At 60.0% G+C, this 21,814-nt stretch carries 20 protein-coding genes; 10 read left to right on the top strand and 10 right to left on the bottom strand.

The features are described 5' to 3' along the window. The 7 genes from A3C3_RS0107675 to A3C3_RS0107645 all read right to left on the bottom strand — a co-directional run bounded on the left by A3C3_RS0107675 (window position 1) and on the right by A3C3_RS0107645 (window position 8,717). A complete protein-coding gene (locus A3C3_RS0107675) occupies window positions 1–1,746 on the bottom strand; it encodes a glycerol-3-phosphate dehydrogenase/oxidase (protein ID WP_028739473.1) in 1,746 nt (581 codons plus the stop codon). 29 nt (window positions 1,747–1,775) lie between these two features. Next, a complete protein-coding gene (locus A3C3_RS0107670; RefSeq protein ID WP_022714023.1) occupies window positions 1,776–3,326 on the bottom strand; it encodes an FGGY-family carbohydrate kinase in 1,551 nt (516 codons plus the stop codon). A gap of 36 nt (window positions 3,327–3,362) precedes the next feature. Beyond that, window positions 3,363–4,205 carry a DeoR/GlpR family DNA-binding transcription regulator gene (locus A3C3_RS0107665; RefSeq protein WP_022714022.1) on the bottom strand — a complete coding sequence of 281 codons (843 nt, stop codon included), beginning with the start codon at window positions 4,203–4,205 and terminating at the stop codon, window positions 3,363–3,365. A 179-nt stretch (window positions 4,206–4,384) separates the two neighbouring features. Continuing rightward, window positions 4,385–5,332 (bottom strand): D-ribose ABC transporter substrate-binding protein, encoded by a 948-nt coding sequence (locus A3C3_RS0107660; protein ID WP_022714021.1) that lies wholly within the window; start codon window positions 5,330–5,332, stop codon window positions 4,385–4,387. A 111-nt stretch (window positions 5,333–5,443) separates the two neighbouring features. Next, window positions 5,444–6,496, bottom strand: coding sequence for an ABC transporter permease (locus tag A3C3_RS0107655; protein ID WP_022714020.1), 1,053 nt, complete (start codon window positions 6,494–6,496; stop codon window positions 5,444–5,446). A gap of 23 nt (window positions 6,497–6,519) precedes the next feature. Then, window positions 6,520–8,064 carry a sugar ABC transporter ATP-binding protein gene (locus A3C3_RS0107650; RefSeq protein WP_022714019.1) on the bottom strand — a complete coding sequence of 515 codons (1,545 nt, stop codon included), beginning with the start codon at window positions 8,062–8,064 and terminating at the stop codon, window positions 6,520–6,522. After that, complete coding sequence (locus tag A3C3_RS0107645) at window positions 8,061–8,717, bottom strand: DUF2291 domain-containing protein (protein WP_022714018.1); 657 nt, start codon at window positions 8,715–8,717, stop codon at window positions 8,061–8,063. Before A3C3_RS0107645 ends, A3C3_RS0107650 begins: the two co-directional genes overlap by 4 nt. A 793-nt stretch (window positions 8,718–9,510) precedes the next feature. Between A3C3_RS0107645 and A3C3_RS0107635 the strand changes: the two genes are divergently transcribed. The 7 genes from A3C3_RS0107635 (at window position 9,511) to derI (ending at window position 16,699) form a co-directional block, all read left to right on the top strand. Next, a complete protein-coding gene (locus A3C3_RS0107635; protein ID WP_022714016.1) occupies window positions 9,511–11,085 on the top strand; it encodes an FGGY-family carbohydrate kinase in 1,575 nt (524 codons plus the stop codon). Between the two features lie 38 nt (window positions 11,086–11,123). Next, window positions 11,124–12,635, top strand: coding sequence for a glycerol-3-phosphate dehydrogenase (locus A3C3_RS0107630; protein WP_028739472.1), 1,512 nt, complete (start codon window positions 11,124–11,126; stop codon window positions 12,633–12,635). An 11-nt stretch (window positions 12,636–12,646) separates the two neighbouring features. Further along, the gene (locus A3C3_RS0107625) at window positions 12,647–13,579 is read left to right on the top strand and encodes a sugar phosphate isomerase/epimerase family protein (protein ID WP_028739471.1); all 933 of its coding nucleotides are present in this window, start codon (window positions 12,647–12,649) and stop codon (window positions 13,577–13,579) included. Window positions 13,580–13,651: 72 nt separating this feature from the next. Beyond that, window positions 13,652–14,587, top strand: coding sequence for a sugar-binding transcriptional regulator (locus A3C3_RS0107620; protein ID WP_022714013.1), 936 nt, complete (start codon window positions 13,652–13,654; stop codon window positions 14,585–14,587). A 100-nt stretch (window positions 14,588–14,687) separates the two neighbouring features. Next, complete coding sequence (locus A3C3_RS0107615) at window positions 14,688–15,464, top strand: DeoR/GlpR family DNA-binding transcription regulator (RefSeq protein ID WP_022714012.1); 777 nt, start codon at window positions 14,688–14,690, stop codon at window positions 15,462–15,464. Beyond that, a complete protein-coding gene (locus A3C3_RS0107610; RefSeq protein WP_022714011.1) occupies window positions 15,461–16,231 on the top strand; it encodes a triose-phosphate isomerase in 771 nt (256 codons plus the stop codon). Before A3C3_RS0107615 ends, A3C3_RS0107610 begins: the two co-directional genes overlap by 4 nt. A 12-nt stretch (window positions 16,232–16,243) precedes the next feature. Then, the gene (gene derI, locus A3C3_RS0107605) at window positions 16,244–16,699 is read left to right on the top strand and encodes a D-erythrulose-4-phosphate isomerase (protein WP_022714010.1); all 456 of its coding nucleotides are present in this window, start codon (window positions 16,244–16,246) and stop codon (window positions 16,697–16,699) included. Between the two features lie 266 nt (window positions 16,700–16,965). On the opposite strand, the gene A3C3_RS0107600 is transcribed toward derI, so the two are convergent. From A3C3_RS0107600 to A3C3_RS0107585, 3 genes are all read right to left on the bottom strand, one after another. Beyond that, entirely contained in the window at window positions 16,966–17,241 is a 276-nt protein-coding gene (locus tag A3C3_RS0107600; protein ID WP_022714009.1) for a hypothetical protein, read from the bottom strand. Window positions 17,242–17,514: 273 nt separating this feature from the next. Then, on the bottom strand, window positions 17,515–17,739 hold the full coding sequence (locus A3C3_RS0107590) for a hypothetical protein (RefSeq protein ID WP_022714007.1): 225 nt from the start codon (window positions 17,737–17,739) through the stop codon (window positions 17,515–17,517). A 131-nt stretch (window positions 17,740–17,870) separates the two neighbouring features. Next, window positions 17,871–18,080 (bottom strand): cold-shock protein, encoded by a 210-nt coding sequence (locus tag A3C3_RS0107585; protein WP_028739470.1) that lies wholly within the window; start codon window positions 18,078–18,080, stop codon window positions 17,871–17,873. A 776-nt stretch (window positions 18,081–18,856) separates the two neighbouring features. Here A3C3_RS0107585 and A3C3_RS45075 point away from each other — a divergent pair. From A3C3_RS45075 to A3C3_RS0107570, 3 genes are all read left to right on the top strand, one after another. After that, window positions 18,857–19,036 (top strand): hypothetical protein, encoded by a 180-nt coding sequence (locus A3C3_RS45075; RefSeq protein WP_156890775.1) that lies wholly within the window; start codon window positions 18,857–18,859, stop codon window positions 19,034–19,036. Window positions 19,037–19,309: 273 nt separating this feature from the next. Beyond that, window positions 19,310–19,807, top strand: coding sequence for a cupin domain-containing protein (locus A3C3_RS0107575; protein WP_022714004.1), 498 nt, complete (start codon window positions 19,310–19,312; stop codon window positions 19,805–19,807). Window positions 19,808–20,185: 378 nt separating this feature from the next. Further along, window positions 20,186–21,652, top strand: a complete 1,467-nt coding sequence (locus A3C3_RS0107570; RefSeq protein WP_022714003.1) for an MFS transporter — start codon at window positions 20,186–20,188, stop codon at window positions 21,650–21,652. Window positions 21,653–21,814 lie beyond the last annotated feature (162 nt).

Below are 21,814 nucleotides of genomic sequence, written 5' to 3'. Positions count from 1 at the left end.
CTATGCTGACGCGGGGTGCTGTGCCTGCTCGGGCCCGGCGGCAGGCATCCTGCTTGCGAGCGTCTGGCCATGGAATTTTTCAAGCTGGTTGACGACATCCTCGATTTCGCCTGCAATGCGTTCGGCGTTCCAGCCGAGCGCAGCCCCGGCGACACCGGCGATTTCCCGCAAACCTTCGAGCTTCAAGCGGCCTTCGATAGCAAGCGTCGTGCGCCGAAAGACGATATCGGAGAGGTGTACGACGAGTTCGTTTCGAGCAATCCAGTCGACTTCCTTGAAACTGTAGTGCCCCGCGCCCGTCAGCCGCTGTTCATCGGAATATGCCGACGAGAAGGAGAGCACGGCCGCAGCCGTTGTTCCGTAGCGGCCAAGCAGTTCGTCCACGCGCTCGACCGGTGCGCCGGTCCGCACCGCGATCTCCCTGATCCACACGCTTCGTTGCTGCACATCCATTGGGAAGGCCTTTCCGCCACCGATCGGCAGGTAGCGGGTCGATTGCTTGCGAACATGCTGCAGGCGCGCGAGAACGGAATCGGCAACCTCTTCGGCAAAACCGCGGAACGTAGTCCACTTTCCGCCGACCAGCGAGATGATCGGAAACGGCCTGCCTTCTTCCGGCTCCTTCACCGGTGCGGAATGATCGCGACTGATCAGCCCCGGGGCGGTCGCCTCGGAGGCCGGCAGCGGACGGATGCCGCTGTAACTGTAGACGATCTGATCACGATCGAAGCGAAGCGTCGGTAGCAGCGAGCGGACGCTATCGAGAAAATATTCGGTTTCCGGTTCCTCGCAGCGGACATTATCCGGGTCGTCGGCAGGGATATCTGTGGAACCGACGAGCGCCATCCCGAGATAGCTGTAGACGAGGCAGATGCGCCCATCGTCGGCCTCGAAATAGATCATGTGGCCGTTCAGGCCGCGAACCAGCTCAGGATGATCCAGAAGAATGTGGGAACCCTTGGTACCGCCGATCATCCGAGAGGGAGCGCCGAGCGCCCCATTGACATGATCGATCCAGGGACCGGCGGCGTTCACCACCAGTTTGGGAGAGATTGCAAATTCGCCCCCGTCCGGTTGCCTGAATATCAGGCGTCCGCCGGAGACTGCCGCAAGCGTCGCGAAATTGGCGGCAAGGCTCTTCGCATTTGCCTCGAGCCCGTCCATGACGAGTTCGTAGACGAGCCGCTCGGGCCTGCTGATCTTGGCGTCGTAATAAATTCCGCCGGCGACGATTGCCGGGGTGAGGTGCGGCATTTCCTTGCGCGCCTGCTTTTTCAGGATCAGCCGATGGCGCGGCATGACCTGGTCGCGTGATCCAAAGAAATCGTAGAGCCTAAGCCCGATCTTGATGAGAACGGCCCCCCGGCTGCGTGGCGCAGTCTTGGAGCCAAGCAGCGTGCGCAGCGCTGCCCAAATACCCCGTGTCCAGGAGAATACCGGTATGAAAGTAGGCAATGGCTCGACGCAATGCGGAGCGTTCTTCAGCAGCAAATTGCGCTCCAACGTCGACTGGGCGACCAAGCCGAACTCGCCCGTCTCGAGATATTTCAGGCCGCCGTGAATGAGGCGCGATGGCGCAGCACTCGTCCCGGAGCCGAAATCGGCCTTGTCGACGATCACGCAATTGACGCCTTGCGCCGAAAGGTCGCGAAACAGTCCGGCACCATTGATGCCCGCTCCGATGATCAGAACGTCGATGTCGCCCTCTCCAAGGTTCGAGAAGCGTTGCTGCATGTCGGGAGTCATGATTTTGTTCGTCCTAAATCGCCCACACATCAGTGCCGGGGTTCTGCCTCGTCGGTTACCGATTGCTCCGGCGCAAGGCCGGCAATTTTCGGCCAAAGGGGCGTCATAGCGTCGGCGATCTGGCGGAAGACCCGGTAGCGTTTGTCGTAGTCCGCGCTGCGTGCCGCATCCGGCTGGCACGTCTTCGCGATGCGGGTGATGTCGCGCGGATCGCTCTGCGGATCAGCATAAACGCCGGCGCCCGATCCGGCGCAAAGAGCAGCACCCCAGGCGGCGGCCTCATCCGTTTCGGTCACGGTCACCGGTATGCCGAGCACATCGGCGAACATCTGAACGACCAGCGGGTTGCGCGAGACACCCCCGGCAAGCCTTGCCTCTTCAAATTCAAAGCCGTCGCCAAGTGCATCGACATGGATGCGATGATTGAAAGCGATACCCTCAAGCACGGCCCGCAGCATGTCGCCGCGATCGTGCCAGCCGCCGAGACCGAAGAAGCCGGCACTTGCCGAAGCACCATAGGGCGAACCGAACAGATAGGGATGGAAGAGCGCCGTCGATGGCCGATCGAAAGCCGCATCGATTTCCGGCGCGAGCAGCGCGTGAATGGAGCTGCCTTGCGTCTCGCCCTTCGTCCGCTCGCCGGCGCACAGCTTGTCGAGAAACCAGTCGTAATTCGCGGTCGATGCCGGCGAGATCGACATGTTGTTCCAGATGCCCGGCGCGATGCCGTTGCGGCAGAACCAACGTCGGTCGACCCGCGGTTCCGACGATAGCGTCTCATTGATCGAATAGGTACCGGCAATGACGGCGACGACGCCCTTGGCATAGCCGCCTGCCCCGAGCGCGGAGGCCGTGACGTCATGCAGCCCGGCAACGACCGGCGTTCCGTTGGCAAGGCCGGTCAGATGCGCCGCCTCAGGTGTCACCCGCCCGATGATCTGATCGGAACGCGCGGCCGGCGGCAGCGCATGGGCAAGTTTCTGCAGCCCAAAGAGCCTCAGGGCCTCCTGGCTGTATTCCTGTGTCTTCACATCGGTAAAGGAGGTACTTGCCTCCGTGCGATCCGTACCGACGATGCCTGTCAGGCAAAACCGCAGCCAGTCCTTGCAGCTCAGGAAATGACCAATGCGTTTGAACCGCTCGGGTTCCATGTCGCGGATCCAGGCAAGCAGTGCCGATGGTGCGGAGACATGCGGAATCTGACCCGTGAGCTCGATGGCTTGGTCGGCGACAATGCTTTCCATCCACCGATCGATGACGGCACCGGCCCGGCTGTCCAGGGACAGGATGGCCCGGCCCAAAGGTCTCCGCTCGTGGTCGAGCAGATAGATGCCATCCCCGTGGGCTGTTGCGGCGATGCCCTGGATGTCGCTTGCCGGCCGATTGCTGAGGGTGATCGCCTCCCGAATCGCGTCTGCCGTCGCGCTCCACAATTCGTCCATGTCCCGTTCGATATGGCGGGCCTTTGGGATAAACTGCGTCACGCGGCGCCGGGCGACTGCGAGCGGCGTGCCGTCAATATCGAAGATGACGGCCTTGGTGACCGTCAGGCCACTATCGATCCCGAGCAGACTCGGCATTCGCTTTTACCTCGCTATCAGCAACGGCTTGTCCGGTCACGAGCGCCCTCCGGCGCCCTTGGCGATGACAACGTTGATATTTCTGGACCGCATGCGGTCGATGTGCACCGGCTGCGTCTTGTCGTCGACGATGACGACGTCGAACTCGTCCAGTGCCGCGAAACTGTGAAGCGCCCGCTGCTCGAACTTCGTGTGATCGGCAAGCAGGATGCGCTTGACGGAACAGTCGAACATGGCACGCTTGGTATCGACGGTCTCCGGGGATTGGTGCAGCACCGTGCCGTCGCTGATCGCCGACATGGAGATGAACGCGACATCGGCCCTGAGACCTCTGATCTCGTTTATGGTCATGCGACCCATGAAGGCGTTACACCAGTTGTAATACTGTCCACCGAGTGCGAGCAGCGTCACGTCGTGCATGCCCTTCAGCGCGTTCATGAGCGTCAGCGAATTGGTGATGGCCGTGACCGGTACCTTCGACGGCAGATGCGCCGCCATCTGTAGGACCGTGGTCGAATCATCGAAGAAGATCGCCTGCCCCGGCTCCACGAACTGCATCGCCGCTTCGGCGATCAGCTTCTTCTCCGCCGACTGGCGGTTCGAGCGATAGACCTCGCTTGATTCTATGAGATTGGTGGCAGCCGCAGTGACGATGCCGCGCGTCTTCCTGAAGAGACCGCGGCTGACAAGTTCGTCCACGTCGCGATGAGCAGTCATCAGGCTGATCCCGAAACGGTCGGTGAGGTCTTCTATCCGCATCGAGCCTTCATTCATGACGGCTTCGGCAATCATGCGCCGGCGAGCGATCTGGCGCGTCTGGCGGCTGTCGCTTGTAAGCTGGTCCAACAGATCGTCGCCCTGGCTCGTCTTCTGTGTCACGGGTCACCCTTGTCGCTGAACTCTGGATCCCAGCTTCGTACAGTGATTGCCGCCCCAAGGCAAAAAGGCGACATGAAACGGGCGATTGCGGCCCGCAAGTTAGCGTTTCCGGCATCCGAAGAGCCGAGCCTGTGCCGCCGTCGCTGAAAGGGGCGCCTTTTCGAGCGCCCCTTCGACGATTACTGCGACAAGACGAACGGACCCGTGTACTTATCCACATTGTCCTTGGTGATCAGCAGGCAATCGAACAGCTGTTTCTCGCTCTTGGCACCGGTGTTGCCGGTCTTGATGATGCTGTCTGCCTGCTTCACCGCTTCTTCGGAGAACACGGCAACCGGCTGCAGGACGGTGTACTGGAGTTCACCTGCCTTGATGGCCGCAACAGCATCCGGAGAACCGTCAAAACCGCCGACCTTGATGTTGGCGAGCTTGCCGGCTTCCTTGAGAGCGGCGATGGCGCCCAGCGCCATTTCGTCGTTGCCAGAGATGACGCCGACGATGTCCGGGTTTGCCTGCAGCATGGACTGCATCTTGTTATGGCCCTGAGTACGGTCCCAGTTGGCGACTTCCTTGGAAGCCTTCTTCAGGTCCGGATACTGCGAAAGCACGGTCTCATAGCCGTTGGAGCGCGTCGCGGCATTGTTGTCCGACGGTGCGCCGAAGAGTTCGGCATAGTTGCCCTTGTCGCCTATGGCTTCGACCCACTGCTGGGCACCGAGTGCTGCACCCTGGGCGTTGTTGGAAACGAGCTGCGCCTTCGCCAGGCCTTCCTGGTTGATTTCCGCGTTGACGAGGATGACCGGAATGCCTGCGGCAACGGCCTTCTTCACCGCACCGACGGAACCGTCAGCATTCGCCGGATCAAGGATAATCGCAACCGACTTGTTGGTGATGGCCGTATCGATCAGGTTGCTTTCGGTGTTGGTATCACCCTTGTGCGCGCTGACCGAGGCGGTATAGCCAAGCTTTTCGGCGGCGGCTTTGGCAACGTTGCCTTCCGTCAGCCAATACGGGTTCGACGGGTCGTTGACGATGATCGTCATCATCCCGGCCGCCCAGGCCGAGCCTGCAAGAAGCGGTGCCACAGTCGCGGCGGCAAGAAGAATGCGCATGCCTTTTTTAAACATAGTCTCTCTCCCATTAGTGAGCTCAGTCATTGCCGGAGACCCGGCGGTGCTTTCCCCAATCGGCGTTCATGGAATCCAGCCTGCCGTCGCGGATAAGTTCATTTGAAGCCGTCAGGATGATTTGACCCGGCGGCCGTATTGGATGCTGTTCATGAGGACGGCGAGAACGATCACCGCCCCGGTGAAGACGGTCTGCCAGTAGGCTGAGACCCCGATGATTACGAGGCCGTCCGAGAGGAAGCCGATGACGAAGGCGCCGAGCATGGTGCCGCGAACCGTACCGCGGCCGCCGGTCAGCGCTGCACCACCGATGACGACGGCTGCGATCGCGGTCAGTTCGTACGTGGTGCCGGCAGTCGGACCGGCGGAGGTCAGCTGCGACGACAAGACCAGGCCGGCGATCGCGGCACAGGCACCCGACAGCACATAGACGACGATCTTGACGCGCTTGACGGGAACGCCCGAAAGGTCGGCCGCACGTTCATTACCACCCGAGGCATAGAGCCAACGGCCGAAGGCCGTGCGGCTCAGCACGATGCCGCAGACGATTGCCAGAACCGCAAGCACGATCACGCCGATCGGGATGCCTCCGAGCCGGTTGAAGCCGAGCCAATCGAACCCGGTATTGCCGAGCTCCGGCCGGCCGCCGAGATTGTTATAGGTCAGGCCATTGGTCATCAATAGCGCAATACCGCGGGCTACATAAAGCACACCCAGTGAAGCGACGAAGGCCGGCACCTTGAGGTAAGCGATCAGCACGCCGTTGACGGCACCCACCAAAGCACCAAGCGCACATGTGATGATGACGACGGCCCAGACCGGCGGATAGAGGATGACGCCGAAATAGTTGAGCGTGACGCCTTGCATCATGAAGCCGGCGATGCAGCCTGCGAGCCCCAGCGTCGAGCCCACCGACAGGTCGATGCCACCGTTCAGGATCACCAGCAGCATGCCGATTGCCAAAATGCCAAAGATCGCGACATGCGACGCCATGATCAGGAAGTTGTTCAGCGTGAAATAGTAGGGTGACAGGAACGAGAAGACTGCGATGATGACGATCAGCGCAAAAAATGCCCGGCCTTCCAGGATGAGACGCACGACGTTGGTATTGCGCTTCTGCCCGGTGGAAACTGACTTCTTCTCGATGATGTTTGTGACTGACATACTCAGCGCTCCATAATTCCAGGCTAGTGCGCGACCACGGCTTCGCCGGAGGCTGCCATGATCTTTTCCTTGGTGACGTCCGAGCCAAAGTCGGCCGATATCCTGCCGCGGTGCATAACGATGATGCGGTGCGCGATGCTCAGGCATTCATTGACTTCGGACGTCGAATAGACGACCGCCAGTCCCTGCTTGGCACGCTCCGCGAGCAGCTTGAACACTTCGGCCTTGGCGCCGATATCGATCCCACGGCTCGGCTCGTCGAGCAGGATCACCTTCGGCTGGGTTGCCAGCATCTTGCCGATGACGACCTTCTGCTGGTTGCCGCCGGACAGCGAGCCGATAGCTGCCGCGCCGCCATCGGTCTTCACATGCACCCGGCGGATCGCATCGTTGACGAGATCGCGCTCCCGATGACCGGAAGTGAACAGCCTCTTCGTAAAGGCGCCGATGCTCGCAAGCGACAGATTGGATCCGACCGTCATCGTCTGGACCAGGCCATCGCGCTGGCGATCTTCGGGTACAAGGACGAGACCGCCGGCGATGCGCCCCGCGATGCTAAGCCCGCCGACGTCCTGGCCTTCGAGCAGAACCTTGCCGCCGTTCGAACGCAGGCGACCGGCGATGCATTCAAGGAGTTCCGTCCGCCCGGCCCCCATCAGCCCGTATATGCAGACGACCTCGCCGGCGCGCACCTGCAACGATAGGCGGTCGACCGCATTGTAGGCAGCGCCGGAAGGACCGGGAACACTCAGGTTTTCGATGGAAAGCGCTACAGCGCCGAACTGATGGCCTTGCGGTGGATTGCCGAGGTCGAAGTTCTCGCCGACCATGTTGCGGACGATCCATTCGAGGTCGATATCCTTGCGCTCCGCATAGGCCGTCATGTTCCCGTCGCGGAGGACAACGGCGTGGTGGGTGATCTGCAGGGCCTCTTCCAGATGATGCGAGATGTAGACGATCGAGACGCCGCGGCTGGTTAGGTCATGGATGACCTTGAAGAGCACTTCCACTTCGGTGGCGCTCAGCGCCGAAGTCGGTTCGTCCATGATGAGGATACGCGAATTGATAGAAAGGGCGCGCGCGATCTCGACGATCTGCTGCTGGCCGAGGCGGAGATCTTCGACGCGCGTCAGCGGATCGATGTCTTCCTCGAGCTCTTCCATGAGCGCACGTGTCTGACGCTCTTCCTCGGCGAAGTCGACAACCCCACCCTTGATGATCTCTCGACCCATGAAGATGTTGTCACGGACGCTGAGATTGGGTGCCAGGCTGAGCTCCTGGTGAATGATAGAAATCCCGCACCCGCGCGCATGGGTCGACGATGCAAAGCTGACAGGCGAGCCGTCGAGGATGATCTCCCCGGAACTCGGCTGGACCACCCCCGAAAGGATTTTCATCAAAGTCGACTTGCCCGCGCCGTTCTCTCCGAACAGAGTCGTGACCTGGCCGCGGTGGATGTCAAAGTTCACTCCTTTCAGGGCGTGAACATTGCCATAGGACTTGGCGATGTTGCGAGCGGCAAGAACAACCTCGCCCCGGCTTCCGGAGTTGCATAGCGGCTGGCTCATTTGACCTCGACCTTCACTGGCGTGACGAGCCAGTTTTTCGGGTTGATGAGCTTGAAGACACCCACCACGGTCGCCGTCTTTCCATCCAGCGCGTCAGGATCGAGGCCTGCAAAGACCGCCTTCTTCATCTCGTTGTTGATAGCCGAACCGGCATCCTGATACTGGATCTGGTTGGTAAACTGCCCGAATTCGATGGTTCCGGTCGCGTCACGGAGGTCCGTGCCATTGACCGCAGGACCGGTCTGGACACGGACCACCGTCTCGGGAGGCAACCCATCGACTTTTAGCTCACTCATGTTCGCCTTGCGGGCGCCGAAGACACCCGTCAGCGTAACAGGGATCACCGGTCCGGTGCTCGTCGCAGTCCCGTATTTGTCGGCGGCTGCCTTCTTGTCGGCAGCGATTGCGGCCGCAAGCTCGGAGACCGCAACGGCCCGATCCTCGACATTCGCCTTAATCTTCGGGAACTGCTCTGCGCCGAAAGTCTCCGCGGAAAATGCCTGTTGGCGGACATCGTTGGCGGAGCCCATCTTGACGACCGTGGTATCGAGCGCAATCGCCCCAAGGACGATGACGGCAAGCGCCGCGCTTGCCATGAGCTTGAAATTGCCGCTGCTCGGCTTTGATGCTGCATAATCAGGCGGTGTACTCATGTCCGGACGGCCTTTGACTTGAACGGTTAGGAAAGAAGGGCGCGCGCGGAAGCAATCTCAGACCGGCGGACCCGTTGCGTGCCGCACCAGAGCAAACAATCGGCAGATCACCGGCAGGACCGCAACCGTGGACAAAAATCCTCATCTGGAAGCCTCCTCAGCACGACCGGCGACTGTCTCCTCCAACCGCCTGGGCTCTCGATCCGGAAGCGCACCTCCGTGATAGAATTGTGTTATTTACGTCGAAAACCATGTTATATTTTTCGGCACGTGTCAATGGCCACTTGATGAGAACGTGAGCAAAAACGCGTGACTTTGCGTTCAGTTTTTCCCGCTGCAGCGCGGAATAATTGGAAGCAAACGCACAAACTCGCCTCTGCGCTCCCTGCCCGGCATACGCATATAACCCACTGTATAGATTGCGTATTATTCAGATCCGACGCAGCAGAGACTGGCGACGATGGCCTTGCAGCCCATCATTTCGCAAGAGGCTCTCTTCACTCTTATGGGATTTATTTTAGCTGAAAAAAATTGCAATGCCAGCAAAATCTTACTGGTCTTATGGTATCATTATGTTATGTTCCGCAACGAGGCGCCTGTCTGAGGTTCCGCTACATATTTCATCGAGGATTTGCAAAAGGCAGAGCGTTGCCGCAGGCCACAGAAGGACCGAAGCAGTTGGCAGCCGGATGCCGAATCCCCAACGAATCTTGCCGATCGGGAGGACTTCAGATGAATTGGACGCGCGTAACAGCCGCCGAGGCGTTCGCAATAGAGGCGAGATAGTCCTGCGATGACATCGACTGAGAAGATCATCATCGGGATCGATGCCGGTACCTCCGTCATCAAGGCGGTGGCCTTTAATCTGTCCGGACGCCAGATCGCCACGGCCTCCGTACGCAACAGATACACGACGGGAGACGACGGCTCCGCAACGCAGGCGCTCGGTCAGACTTGGCTCGATTGCGCCAGCGCGTTACGTGGCCTTGGAGAAAAGGTACCCAATCTCGCATCACGCACCGCATCCGTCGCGGTCACCGGCCAGGGCGACGGCACCTGGCTCGTCGGCCGCGGCAATATGCCGGTCGCTGATGCCTGGCTATGGCTCGATGCGCGCGCCGCACCGACCGTCACGTCGCTTGCCGGCGGAAATGAGAACCGTGCCCGCTTCGAGGCAACAGGCACCGGCCTCAACACTTGCCAGCAGGGTGCACAACTCGCCCATATGGATCGCTTCACACCGGACCTTCTCGACCGAGCGGAGACGGCGCTGCACTGCAAGGACTGGCTTTATCTCAACCTGACAACCGTGCGGGCGACCGATCCGTCCGAAGCGAGCTTTACCTTCGGCAACTTCCGGACGCGGCAATATGATGCGGTGGTGATCGATGCGCTCGGCCTGAGCCATAGACGGGCGCTTCTTCCTGAAATCATCGACGGCACCGAGATCACTCACCCGCTGACATCCGAGGCGGCGAGGGCCTGCGGACTTCTTGCCGGTACGCCGGTCTGCCTTGGTTATGTCGACATGGCGATGACGGCGCTGGGTGCAGGCGTGCGCAGCGGCGCTCGCAATGCCGCCTGCTCGACGATCGGTTCGACGGGCGTGCACATGCGTGCCAAGGCTGTTGCTAACGTTCAGCTCAATCATGAGGGTACGGGATATGTGATCGCTCTGCCCGTCCCCGGCATCGTCACCCAGGTCCAGACCAACATGGGCGCTACGATCAACATCGACTGGATCCTGGACGTCGCCGCCTACTTAATGGCCGAGGCGGGCAAGCCTGCTTCGCATGCAGACCTGATTGCGCGCATCGACGGCTGGTTTGCGGAAAGCCGGCCGGGTTCGGTGCTTTACCATCCCTACATCTCCGAAGCTGGGGAACGTGGGCCCTTCGTCAACGCCAATGCACGCGCGGGCTTCACGGGGCTTTCTACGCGCCACGGCTTCCCCGACCTGCTGCGCAGTGTGGTCGAAGGGTTGGGGCTTGCCACCCGCGATTGCTACGCGGCAATGGGCGCGATGCCCGACGAGTTACGGATCACGGGCGGCGCAACACGCTCGGTCGCCCTTCGCCGTTCACTCTCGGCCGCCGTTAACGCACCGATCCGCCAGTCGCGCCGCGATGAGACGGGGGCCGCCGGCGTGGCGATGATGGCCGCAGTGGCCGTCGGCGTCTATTCTAGCATGGACGAATGCATTGCCGACTGGGTGACGCCGCTGCTCGGCGACGCGGAGATTCCGGACGTAAACGAAGCTGCCCGGTTCGACCGGCTATTTTCCGCCTACACCGATGTGCGCCAGGCAATGGCGCCTGCCTGGGGCAAGCTCGCCCGAGCCGCAACGACATCGCCGGTAGACGAGTAAATCAAGGTTTGATGCAGCAAGCATCGAAGGAGCATGACATGACTGAACCCGACCTCCTGGATCTCTTCGTTATCGGCGGAGGAATCAATGGTGCGGGAATCGCACGCGATGCTGCGGGCCGCGGCCTGAAAGTCGCGCTGTGCGATAAGGACGATCTGGCACAGGGAACCTCGTCTCGTTCGGGCAAGCTGGTGCATGGCGGTCTGCGTTATCTCGAATACTACGAATTCCGCCTGGTGCGCGAGGCGCTGATCGAGCGTGAAGTGTTGCTCAATGCCGCGCCTCATATCATCTGGCCGATGCGCTTCGTCCTGCCGCACAGCCCGCAGGATCGTCCGGCGTGGCTCGTGCGGCTCGGCCTTTTCCTTTACGATCACCTTGGCGGCCGCAAAAAGCTGCCGGGGACACGCACGCTCAATCTGCTGCGTGATCCGGAGGGAACCCCGATCCTCGATCAATACACGCGCGGCTTCGAATATTCCGATTGCTGGGTCGATGACGCCCGCCTCGTGGTCCTGAATGCGGTCAGCGCGGCGGAAAAAGGCGCTACTATTCTCACTCGATCGGCAGCCGTCTCGGCGCGTCGTGAGAGCGGCAGCTGGATCGTCACGACGAAAAACAGTCTCACGGGAGAGACGCGAACCTTCCGTGCAAAATGTCTCGTCAACTGCGCCGGCCCCTGGGTGATGGACATTATCAATCGTGTCACCGGCTCGAACTCCGACCGCAACGTCCGTCTCGTGAAGGGTAGCCATATCATCGTGCCGAAGTTCTGGGCCGGCTCCAATGCCTATCTGGTCCAGAACCACGACAAGCGCGTCATTTTCATCAACCCCTATGAGGGCGACAAGGCGCTGATCGGGACGACCGATATCGCCTATGAAGGCCGCGCCGAGGATGTGTCCGCCGACGATGCGGAAATCGATTATCTTTTGAAGGCGGTCAATCGCTACTTCAAGGAGAAGCTACGCCGGGAGGATGTGCTGCATAGCTTCTCCGGCGTTCGTCCACTTTTCGACGACGGCAAGGGCAATCCGTCCGCCGTTACCCGCGACTATGTCTTCGATCTCGACGAGACGGGCGGCGCTCCTCTACTCAACGTCTTCGGTGGTAAGATCACCACATTCCGTGAGCTTGCCGAACGGGGCATGCAACGTCTCAAGCATATTTTTCCGAATATGAGCGGAGACTGGACGGAGAAGGCGCCGTTGCCCGGCGGCGAAATTCCGAATGCCGACTACGAGACCTTCGCCAACAGCCTGCGCGATGCCTATCCATGGATGCCGCGCAAGCTCGTGCATCACTACGGCCGTCTCTATGGCGCCCGCACGAAGAATGTGATTGCGGGTGCGACCGGCATCCAAGGGCTCGGGCGGCATTTCGGCGGGCAGCTTTATGAGGCCGAGGCCCGCTATCTCGTTGCGACGGAATGGGCCGCGACGGCCGAAGACATCCTCTACCGCCGCACCAAGCATTACCTGCATCTGAGCGAAGCGGAACGTGCAGCCTTTGGCGAGTGGTTTGCTTCAATCCGCCTTGCCGCAGCGTGAAGGATATTGCCATGCCGCTGACCCTTTCGCTCAATACCAATCCACTTGTGAATCGCTTCGCAGACCCCGACGACCTCATCGAGACGGTCGCGCGAGACTTGAGGATCCGCGACCTCCAGCTGACCCACGAGTTCATCAATCCAAGCTGGCAGGCGCCCGTGATCCGCCGCCTGGCGCGCACGATGAACGCCGCGCTGAAGCGCACGGGTGTGCGGGTCACATCAGGCATGACGGGACCTTATGGTCGCCTCAACCACTTCGGACATCCAGATGCCGATGTGCGCCGCTATTACATCGACTGGTTCAAGACTTTTGCCGACATCACCGCCGATCTCGGCGGCCACTCCGTCGGAACGCAGTTTGCAATCTTCACCTACAAGGACTTCGACGATCCGGTCAGACGCGAGGAACTGGTCAAGATCGCGATCGACTGCTGGGCACAGATAGCCGACCACGCACGCGCTTCAGGCCTTTCCTACATCTTCTGGGAGCCGATGAGCATCGGCCGCGAGTTCGGCGAGACGGTTGCCGCATGCCTGTCGCTGCAGAAGCGGCTGGCAGCCGCCGGATTGGCCATCCCGATGTGGATGATGGCGGATATCGATCATGGCGACATCACCTCCGCCAACCCCGACGACTACAACCCCTATGCCTGGGCACGCGCCGTCCCGCCGGTATCGCCGATCATCCACATCAAGCAGAGCCTGATGGACAAGGGCGGACACCGGCCCTTTACTGCAGAATTCAACGCTAAGGGCCGCATCCAGCCCGCGCCTCTGCTTCAGGCACTTGCCGAAGGTGGGGCGAAGGACAATGAAATTTGCCTGGAACTCTCCTTCAAGGAACGCGAGCCCAACGATCGTCAGGTCATCCCGCAGATCGCCGAAAGCGTCGCCTTCTGGGCGCCGCATATCGACACAGGCGTCGCCGACTTGAACATCTAAGGCGGGCATCTTTAAAAGGCAGCATTGCGATACGGCGAAATCGCCACCTGTGACATACGAAAGGGAACCGTGATGACGGACGCCGATAATACGCTAGCCGTGCGTGCTGCCTGGCTTCACTATGCGGGCGGGCTAACGCAGTCCGACGTCGCCCGGCGCCTCGGCGTGCCATCGGTAAAGGCGCATCGCCTGATCGCGAGAGCGGTTGCCGATGGCGTCGTCAAAGTCACCATCGACGGGGATATCGTCGAATGCGTCGAGCTGGAGATGCGGCTTTCCGAACGGTTCGGGCTCCAATATTGCGAGGTCGCACCCGATCTCGGCGAGGAAGGGTTGCCGCTTCGCGCGCTCGGCCATGCGGGCGCCGGCTATCTCAAGCGCGAGATCGAGCGCGGCGACAATACGGTCATCGGCCTTGGTCACGGCCGCACGCTTTCCGCCGCCGTCCAGTATATGCCAAGGGTGAACGCGAAGGGCCTGCGCTTCGTCTCGTTGCTTGGCGGCCTGACACGAAACTACGGCGCCAATCCCTATGACGTGATGCACCGCATCGCCGAAAAGACGGGTACCCATGCCTATGTCATGCCGGTTCCATTCTTCGCCAATACCGGCGAGGACCGTGAAGTGTTGAAGGCGCAGCGTGCCGTCAAAGAAGTCTTCGATCTGGCCAACAATGCCGATCTGAAGCTCGTTGGCCTGGGAACTGTCGATGCAGAGGCGCAGCTTGTTTTGTCCGGCGTGGTTGAGCCCCGTGAAATGGAGGACATTGCCGCCGCAGGCGGCGTCGGCGAAATCCTCGGGCACTTTTTCGACGCCGACGGCCACATCCTTGAGACGACGCTAACAGCGCGCACGCTTTCCGCGTCATTCCCTAAAACCACGAGGGAGCGGCTTGTGGCGCTGGCGGGCGGACAGGCGAAGGTGCCGGCCATCCGGGCAATTCTCAACAGCCGCCGCCTTTTCGGGCTTATAACGGACGAGCGAACCGCGCAGGCCCTGTTGGAGTAGCATATCAAGACAACAAGCTTTCATCGCAAAATAACACAATTCTTGTTGATTATCACGAGATAATCGTTATTTTGAATCAGAACGAGGGCGGAGAACGGGGATGAGACGGGAAGAACGGCAGCAGTTGATCGTCAACCTGCTCGTCGAAAACAAGACCGTCGATCTCGACGACCTTGCCGATCGCTTCGCCGTGTCGAAGATGACGATCCATCGCGATCTCGACGATCTCGAGCAGGCGGGTGTCCTGCGCAAGGTTCGGGGGGGCGCGACCATCGATGCCGGAATGCAGTTCGAAAGCGACTTTCGCATTCGCGAGCGCCAGGGCACCGAGGCCAAGCTCGCAATGGCGCAGACCGCGCTGGAACTGGTGGAGCCGGGAATGACCGTGATGGTAAACGACGGCTCAATGGCGGCCGTACTCGGGGAAATGTTGCTGCAGAAGCGTCCACTGACGGTGATCACCAACAACGCGGCGATCATGGAGCGGCTGAAGGGCGAAAGCGGCATCACGCTGATCGCGCTCGGGGGCATCTATTCGGCGAAGTTCAACGCCTATCTCGGCGTCGTCACCGAAGAGGCACTGTCGCGACTGAGGGCCGACATCGCCTTCATTTCGACGCCGGCCGTCCGCGGCAGGCTCGCCTACCATATGGACGACAACGTCGTGCGCGCCAAGCGGGCGATGATCGCGTCGTCGGCCAGGACCTGCCTCCTGGTCAACCACCAGCGCATTGGCCACACCGCACTGCACGTCATGGCGGATCTCGCCGACTTCGACGCCGTTATAACCGACGTCGCACCGGATGCTGCTTTCCTGGAGGAATTCGAGCAGGCGGGCATTACGCTCACCATCGCATCAACGCAGGATCCGACATGACCGAAAAACCGCGCTTCTGGATTGGCACCAGCTGGAAGATGAACAAGACGCTTGCGCAAGCTCAGCATTTCGCGCGTGGCCTCGAAGCCGCGGATGCCGCGCGCGACCCGCGCATCCAGCGCTTCGTGATTCCGCCCTTCACGGCGGTACGCGAGGTCAAGACACTGCTTGCCAAGACGTCCGTGAAGGTCGGTGCGCAGAACATGCACTGGGCCGATGAGGGGGCGTGGACGGGCGAAGTCTCGGCGGTGATGCTGAAGGACTGCGAACTCGATCTCGTCGAGCTCGGCCATTCGGAGCGGCGCGAACATTTTGGAGAGACCGACGAGACAGTTGGCCTGAAGACCGAAGCAGCCGTTCGCCACGGTCTCATTCCGTTGATCTGCATTGGCGAGACGCTCTCCGACCGTGAAAGCGGGAAGGCTGCCGACATCCTAGCGGCCCAGGTTCGTGGCGCACTTTCGAAACTTTCGAGCGCCCAGAAGAGCGCCGAGATCCTGCTGGCCTACGAGCCCGTCTGGGCGATCGGCGAAAAGGGCATTCCGGCGACTGCGGATTACGCAGATGCCCACCAGTCTGAAATAATCGCCGTTGCCGAAGCTGTGCTCGGCCGGAAGATCCCCTGCCTTTATGGCGGGTCAGTCAACCCACAGAACTGCGACGAACTGATCGTCAGCCCGCATATCGACGGGCTCTTCATCGGCCGTTCGGCCTGGAATGTCGAAGGCTACCTCGACATCCTGGCAAAATGCGCCGCCAAACTCTGAGGAGAAAGAACCATGAAGCTTGCCATTGCAGGAGACAGCGCCGGCGAGGGCCTCGCCAAAGTTCTGGCCGACCATCTAAAAGACCGCTTCGAAGTACACGAAGTCTCGCGCACGAGCGCCGGTGCCGATCCTTTCTACGCCAACCTCTCGGACCGCGTGGCCTCGGGCGTCATCGACGGCACCTACCACAAGGCGATCCTCGTTTGCGGCACCGGCATCGGCGTCTGCATCTCGGCCAACAAGGTTCCGGGCATCCGCGCTGCCCTGACGCACGACACCTATTCTGCCGAGCGCGCCGCGCTTTCCAATAATGCGCAGATCATCACGATGGGAGCCCGCGTCATCGGAACGGAGCTTGCAAAGTCGATCGCTGATGCGTTTCTTGCCCATACCTTCGACGAGAACGGTCGGTCTGCCGGAAATGTCAAAGCCATGGAAGAACTCGACGCGAAGTACAAGGCCCGTTAATCCATGCTGACGATGGAGCCGGGTCCGGACATTGCCCAATCCCATGATCGTCAAAGCGGAACAGATGCGCCATGGGCATTGTGCGACGATCGGCAAGCCCTGCTTTCCACTTCCACATCCACATCCGCCTGACCGACGATCGTTGCAGACAATTTCAGAAGCAGCTCACAGGCCGCGTGGCCGGCGCGGCCGAAGAAGATGACATCAGCTCGTTTGCTCCGCGACTGCTCACGGCAGAGCCGGCTGGAGATCGCCAGCAGCTGTTCTCATGCCCGATCGTATGTAAACGAGGTCAGCAGGGTCGTAACGAAATTACTCGCCCTTTCCTTGACCAGGACTTCCGTCCATTCATCTGTCCCCCGCAGCCTCAGGTCCGTGTAAATGCTGTCCACGGCTGCCTCTTCGATACGCTTGATATGCGTTTTGAATGATGCCTCGCCGCCGCCGTGATACATGTCTCTGATAACCATGCGCAGAATTTCCTGGATAGCGATCTGCCAGGCCGTATTGATCGACTGAAGTTCCTTCGTATCTGGTACCATTGAAGCTTCCTTTGGTGTGAGTGAACTGTCAGCACCCCTCTGGCCAATGCCGTTGGTGCCCCTTCAACCGCACAAGTGCATCTCCAGGGTGCTTCACGTTCAGGACACGGGCGCTCGGCTTGCCTTGCCAGCGATCGGGCTCGGCCACAGTCTTTGCGACACGGTACGCGTTAAGCTGAGCTGACTTGACCACCGCAGCCTCGGCGCGCCGGTCTGAAGGCTCGTTATTTCTGGCGTTCTTCCATTCTTCATCCAAATGGGGTGTGATAGCGGTCATCTGGCCTTGGGGCGTTTTGCAAGCAGGGCGGAGGTTCCCAACACGCGGTCATTGAGTTCCCTTGCAAGGCGTGCCTCACGAAGCCGTAAGGTCTTCGCCTCTCGGGACTGGGCAACGGAGTCGAGCTCTTCGACCGCCTTGTTCTTTGCGAAAAACTGCGTCTGGATACTACCGAAGGCGATCTCCGCCTGTTGGCGAGATTTGCTGTAGGTCTCTGTCATCTTGGCTCCGATAGGGCAGGCTCGACGCGCGAGCGAATGCAAAAAGGCCAGGCAAATCGCCTGGCCCCGAATTGATAACCTGCTTCCGGCAGTGCCAGTACATCCGTGGTCAAAGGAAAGCAGACATCGATTTAAGCGTTCTGAAGATTGCAGGCCGACATCTTGCCCGACTTGCTGTCGCGCTCGAGATCGAAACCAATCTTCTGGCCCTCGACGAGTTCGCGCATTCCGGCACGCTCGACGGCAGAGATGTGAACGAAGGCGTCAGCGCCGCCGTTGTCCGGCTGAATGAAGCCGAAGCCCTTGGTGGAATTGAACCATTTAACTGTGCCAGTGGTCATGATGAACCCTTTCATAGCAATATTGAAGAACCACAGCGCCAACGCGATGCGGACGGGATAGCGATTTTTGAAAGGAAGTTCGTTCAGGCCGCGGTGCCAATCGCGCGATAACCAAGCTAGCAAGCAAAATTCGACAATCAGTCATATAACTGACCTAAGCCGCGTCGTCAACTATTAGTTTTTCATGATGCGCGCATCATCTTTTAGTTGTTCTCGCCACCCCTACACATGATAGGGCGGCCTTCTCGGAGAACATCGTCCTGTGAACTGCCGAAGGGCGTTCAGGAAGCAAGCCAGGGCTCAGGCAATCGTCGCAGATTCCGCAGCCGTCCGGGTCCATGAGCTGGCTTCGGAGGCTGCGCTGGCAACACAGACAGATAAAGGAGCTCTGCGACGGCCTGCGTCGTTGCGGCGGAAATATCTCGATTTCGTAACAGGAAGGTTCAACTGATGACGGGGCCATTCTTTCACTCCTCTTACGCTCCCGCAATTGAGATAGGAACGGCAGTCCACTCCTGCAAGCTCCAATGGAGCCGCACGAGCGGATGCCGGGCGGACTAGTTCCTGCTAGTCTCTCGGTCAGATCATGTGCCGGCGGGTGATGCCGAGGTCGAGGCCGTCGCAGACGAGGGTGACGACGATCCGCGATCCGTCTGGAATATGCGGAGAGCGGCGGCTTCGACTCCCCGAGCGTGATCCCGCGGGCGGTCACGAAGCGGTTGCCATAGTGCCGCGCCGCCTCGATTTCGGTAAGACGTGAGCTGCCGACGCTGCAGATGGCGCCCGATAAACTGAAGATCAATGTCGATCAGCGTCAAGTGCTGGTCGACACGAGCAACCGCGGCGGTGTCGTCAAGGCCGGCGACACCGTCGAACCATTCAAACTGATTAACGTCGGTCGAGATTGGCGATCGCCACAAGTTCGATTTTCCGAACGCCAGCGATACGGACAATAGGCTTGGTCACCGCTTCGGTATCCTCTACACTCTCAACGAACCATCGAAGCGGTCTTCGATCGCCAGTGGTTCTCCTATCGGCGAGGTGAAGGTGTACCACCGGCCCTGGGAACTGCCGATGCAGGCGACCATTGTAATCGATCGGATGTCAGACCCGACTGGCTGGTCCGCACCGAGCCTGCCGATGTCATCGACGCTGTTCGCAACTCAACGTATGGGCGGCCGCCTGATCGAGCAAACCAGATCCCAAAACAGACGAGAATCGAGAATAGAGTGACTCACGACCACAATCACGACGACGACCAGCACCACCATGCGCAAGATCATTGGCGCGAGAATGGCGTCAAGGTCATTCCCGGCAATTCGCTCGATCCGAATACGGCACAGACACCTGGCATGAACCGCGCTACCGCCGTCAGCAAGGCGCGCGCCGGAGCGGAGAAGATCTGGGCCGGCACCGTGACGATCCATGCCAATGCCAAGACCGGCGCTCACCATCATGGCGATCTCGAAAGCATCATCTACGTGGTCAAGGGCAAAGCCCGGATGCGGTGGGGAGAGGAGCTTCAGTATACGGCTGAAGCTGGTCCTGGCGATTTCATCTACGTACCGCCATTCGTTCCCCATCAAGAAATCAACGCCAGTCGGGACGAGACCCTGGAATGCGTCCTCGTCCGCTCGGGCCAGGAACCGGTGGTCGTCAACCTTGATATCGAACCGGTCGAAAAGCCGGAAGAGGTCCGCTGGATTGATCCAATCCACCGCGAGTGATTGATCGGTAACGCGCATGGACGGAATAATGTCGAGGAGTTTCGCTTTGTTCGGTCATCCGCGCGCTTAAGACGCATCTCCAAGCTGACGTCAGTCTGCTCAGTCGAATCCGGCGATTCAACTTGCGATCCGTGGTGCTTTCCTACCTGATTTTGGTCAGCAACTCTCTGATTCCATCGCAATTTGAGTCCAACACGTCTCTACTTGCCCGCGAACAAGCGCTGATGATCGGCAGGAATAGATATTGCCGGGCAGCCTGGGGTAGCACTCAAATCGTTGCTTGACGCGAGGGACCTGAGGAGTAGTTAGGTCCTCATGCAATAGCCCGTCATCGCTGCCGCCCCTCACGGCCCCCCCTTTTTTTCTGAAGAGCCATCTATGTCTCAAAAAACTTCCCATCGCGGGCTCGTTGTGGTCGCGATCATGGCAAGCATGGCGATGATTGCCATCGAAGCAACGATCGTTTCGACGGCGATGCCGCAAATCGCCGCCCAGCTGGGGCAGATCAACCTCTATTCCTGGGTGTTCTCGTCATTCCTGCTGACGCAGACGGCGACAACCGTTGTATTCGGCAAACTCGCGGATATTTATGGCCGCAAACCGATGATCCTCCTGGGTATCGGATTGTTCCTGTTCGCATCCGTGCTTGCCGGCTTCGCATGGTCGATGCCGTCGATGATTGCTTTTCGGCTGCTCCAGGGTATCGGTGCAGGATCGATTCAGCCCGTCGCCATGACGGTAGTTGCCGATCTTTTTCCCGGAAACCAGCGCGGCAAGGTCCAAGGCTACCTCGCAAGCGTGTGGGCGCTGTCGGCCGTCGTCGGCCCGCTCCTCGGCAGCATGATCATTCACAATCTCCCATGGGCCTGGGTATTCTGGATCAACGTGCCAGTCGGACTTCTCGCCGCATTGGGGTTCATACTGTTTTTGCACGAGGAGAAGCGGAGCCGAATGGTCGCTGTCGATGTGCTCGGCGCTGCACTTTTCGCCATTTCGATTTCCTCACTGATGATTGCTTTGACGGAAATGGAAAGTGCCGTTTCCGGGCAAGCCATCGCTGCCCTCGTCGTCTTTATCGTCACTCTGGCCGCTTTCATCTGGCAGGAGCGTCGTGCCGAAGCGCCCATGGTCGCTCCGGACCTGTGGCTGAAACGGCCGATAGCGTTCGCAAATCTGGCGGTCTTTTTCGCAAGTATGTCGATCATGGGTCTGACGACCTTCCTTCCGATGTACGTGCAGACGGTTCTCAACCGCTCGCCTCTCGTGGCAGGTTTCGCATTGACCATGTTGCTGCTGGGTTGGCCCTGCGGTGCAACGATCGCATCCCGCCAGTTTGCCCGCTTCGGTTTGCGATCCATCATGATCGCCGGCAGCGTCTGCATTCCGGCGGGCACGTGCCTGCTGGTTCTGCTGACGCCCTCGAGTTCGGCTGTCCTGGCTGGCGCCGGTTCATTGGTGATGGGTTTCGGCATGGGATTGCTCAACATCTGTGCCTTGATCCTCACTCAGGAAAGCGTGAACTGGTCTGAACGCGGCAGTGCTACCGCCTCGAACGTCTTCTCGCGCAATCTCGGTAGCACGCTCGGCGCAGCCGTGCTCGGTGCAGTACTGACATATGGCCTGGCGCACACCGCCAGCGGCCAGGCGATAACGCCGGAGCAACTTCGGGCGCTTTTGAATGGCACGGGTGCCGTCGTCACTAGTGCAGAAGAGCTCCGGCTCGTCCTTCAGCATGCACTACATTCTACCTTCTTGGTCATGCTGGTGACTGCCGTATTGATCGTTCCAGCCTGCCTTTTTGTTCCGCGACCCTTGGAACGTCGGGAAATGCAGCAAGAGACCTGAGGCAGCAATCTCCGGTCGTGCCCCCGTTTGGTCCGCAACGACGAAGTCGATCACGATCCGAAAAGACGCCACCTGTGGCGAAGTTTCCGCCATCGCAGGAAGAAAGGCGACCAGCTTGCTTGAAGCCTTCGCCTCTCATTCGGTTATCATCAGATGAAAGAA

Source organism: Rhizobium mongolense USDA 1844, from assembly GCF_000419765.1.
Classification (GTDB): Bacteria; Pseudomonadota; Alphaproteobacteria; order Rhizobiales; family Rhizobiaceae; genus Rhizobium; species Rhizobium mongolense.
Note: the sequence above shows the minus strand (reverse complement) of the source record. Positions and strands in the feature narration are given on the sequence as shown.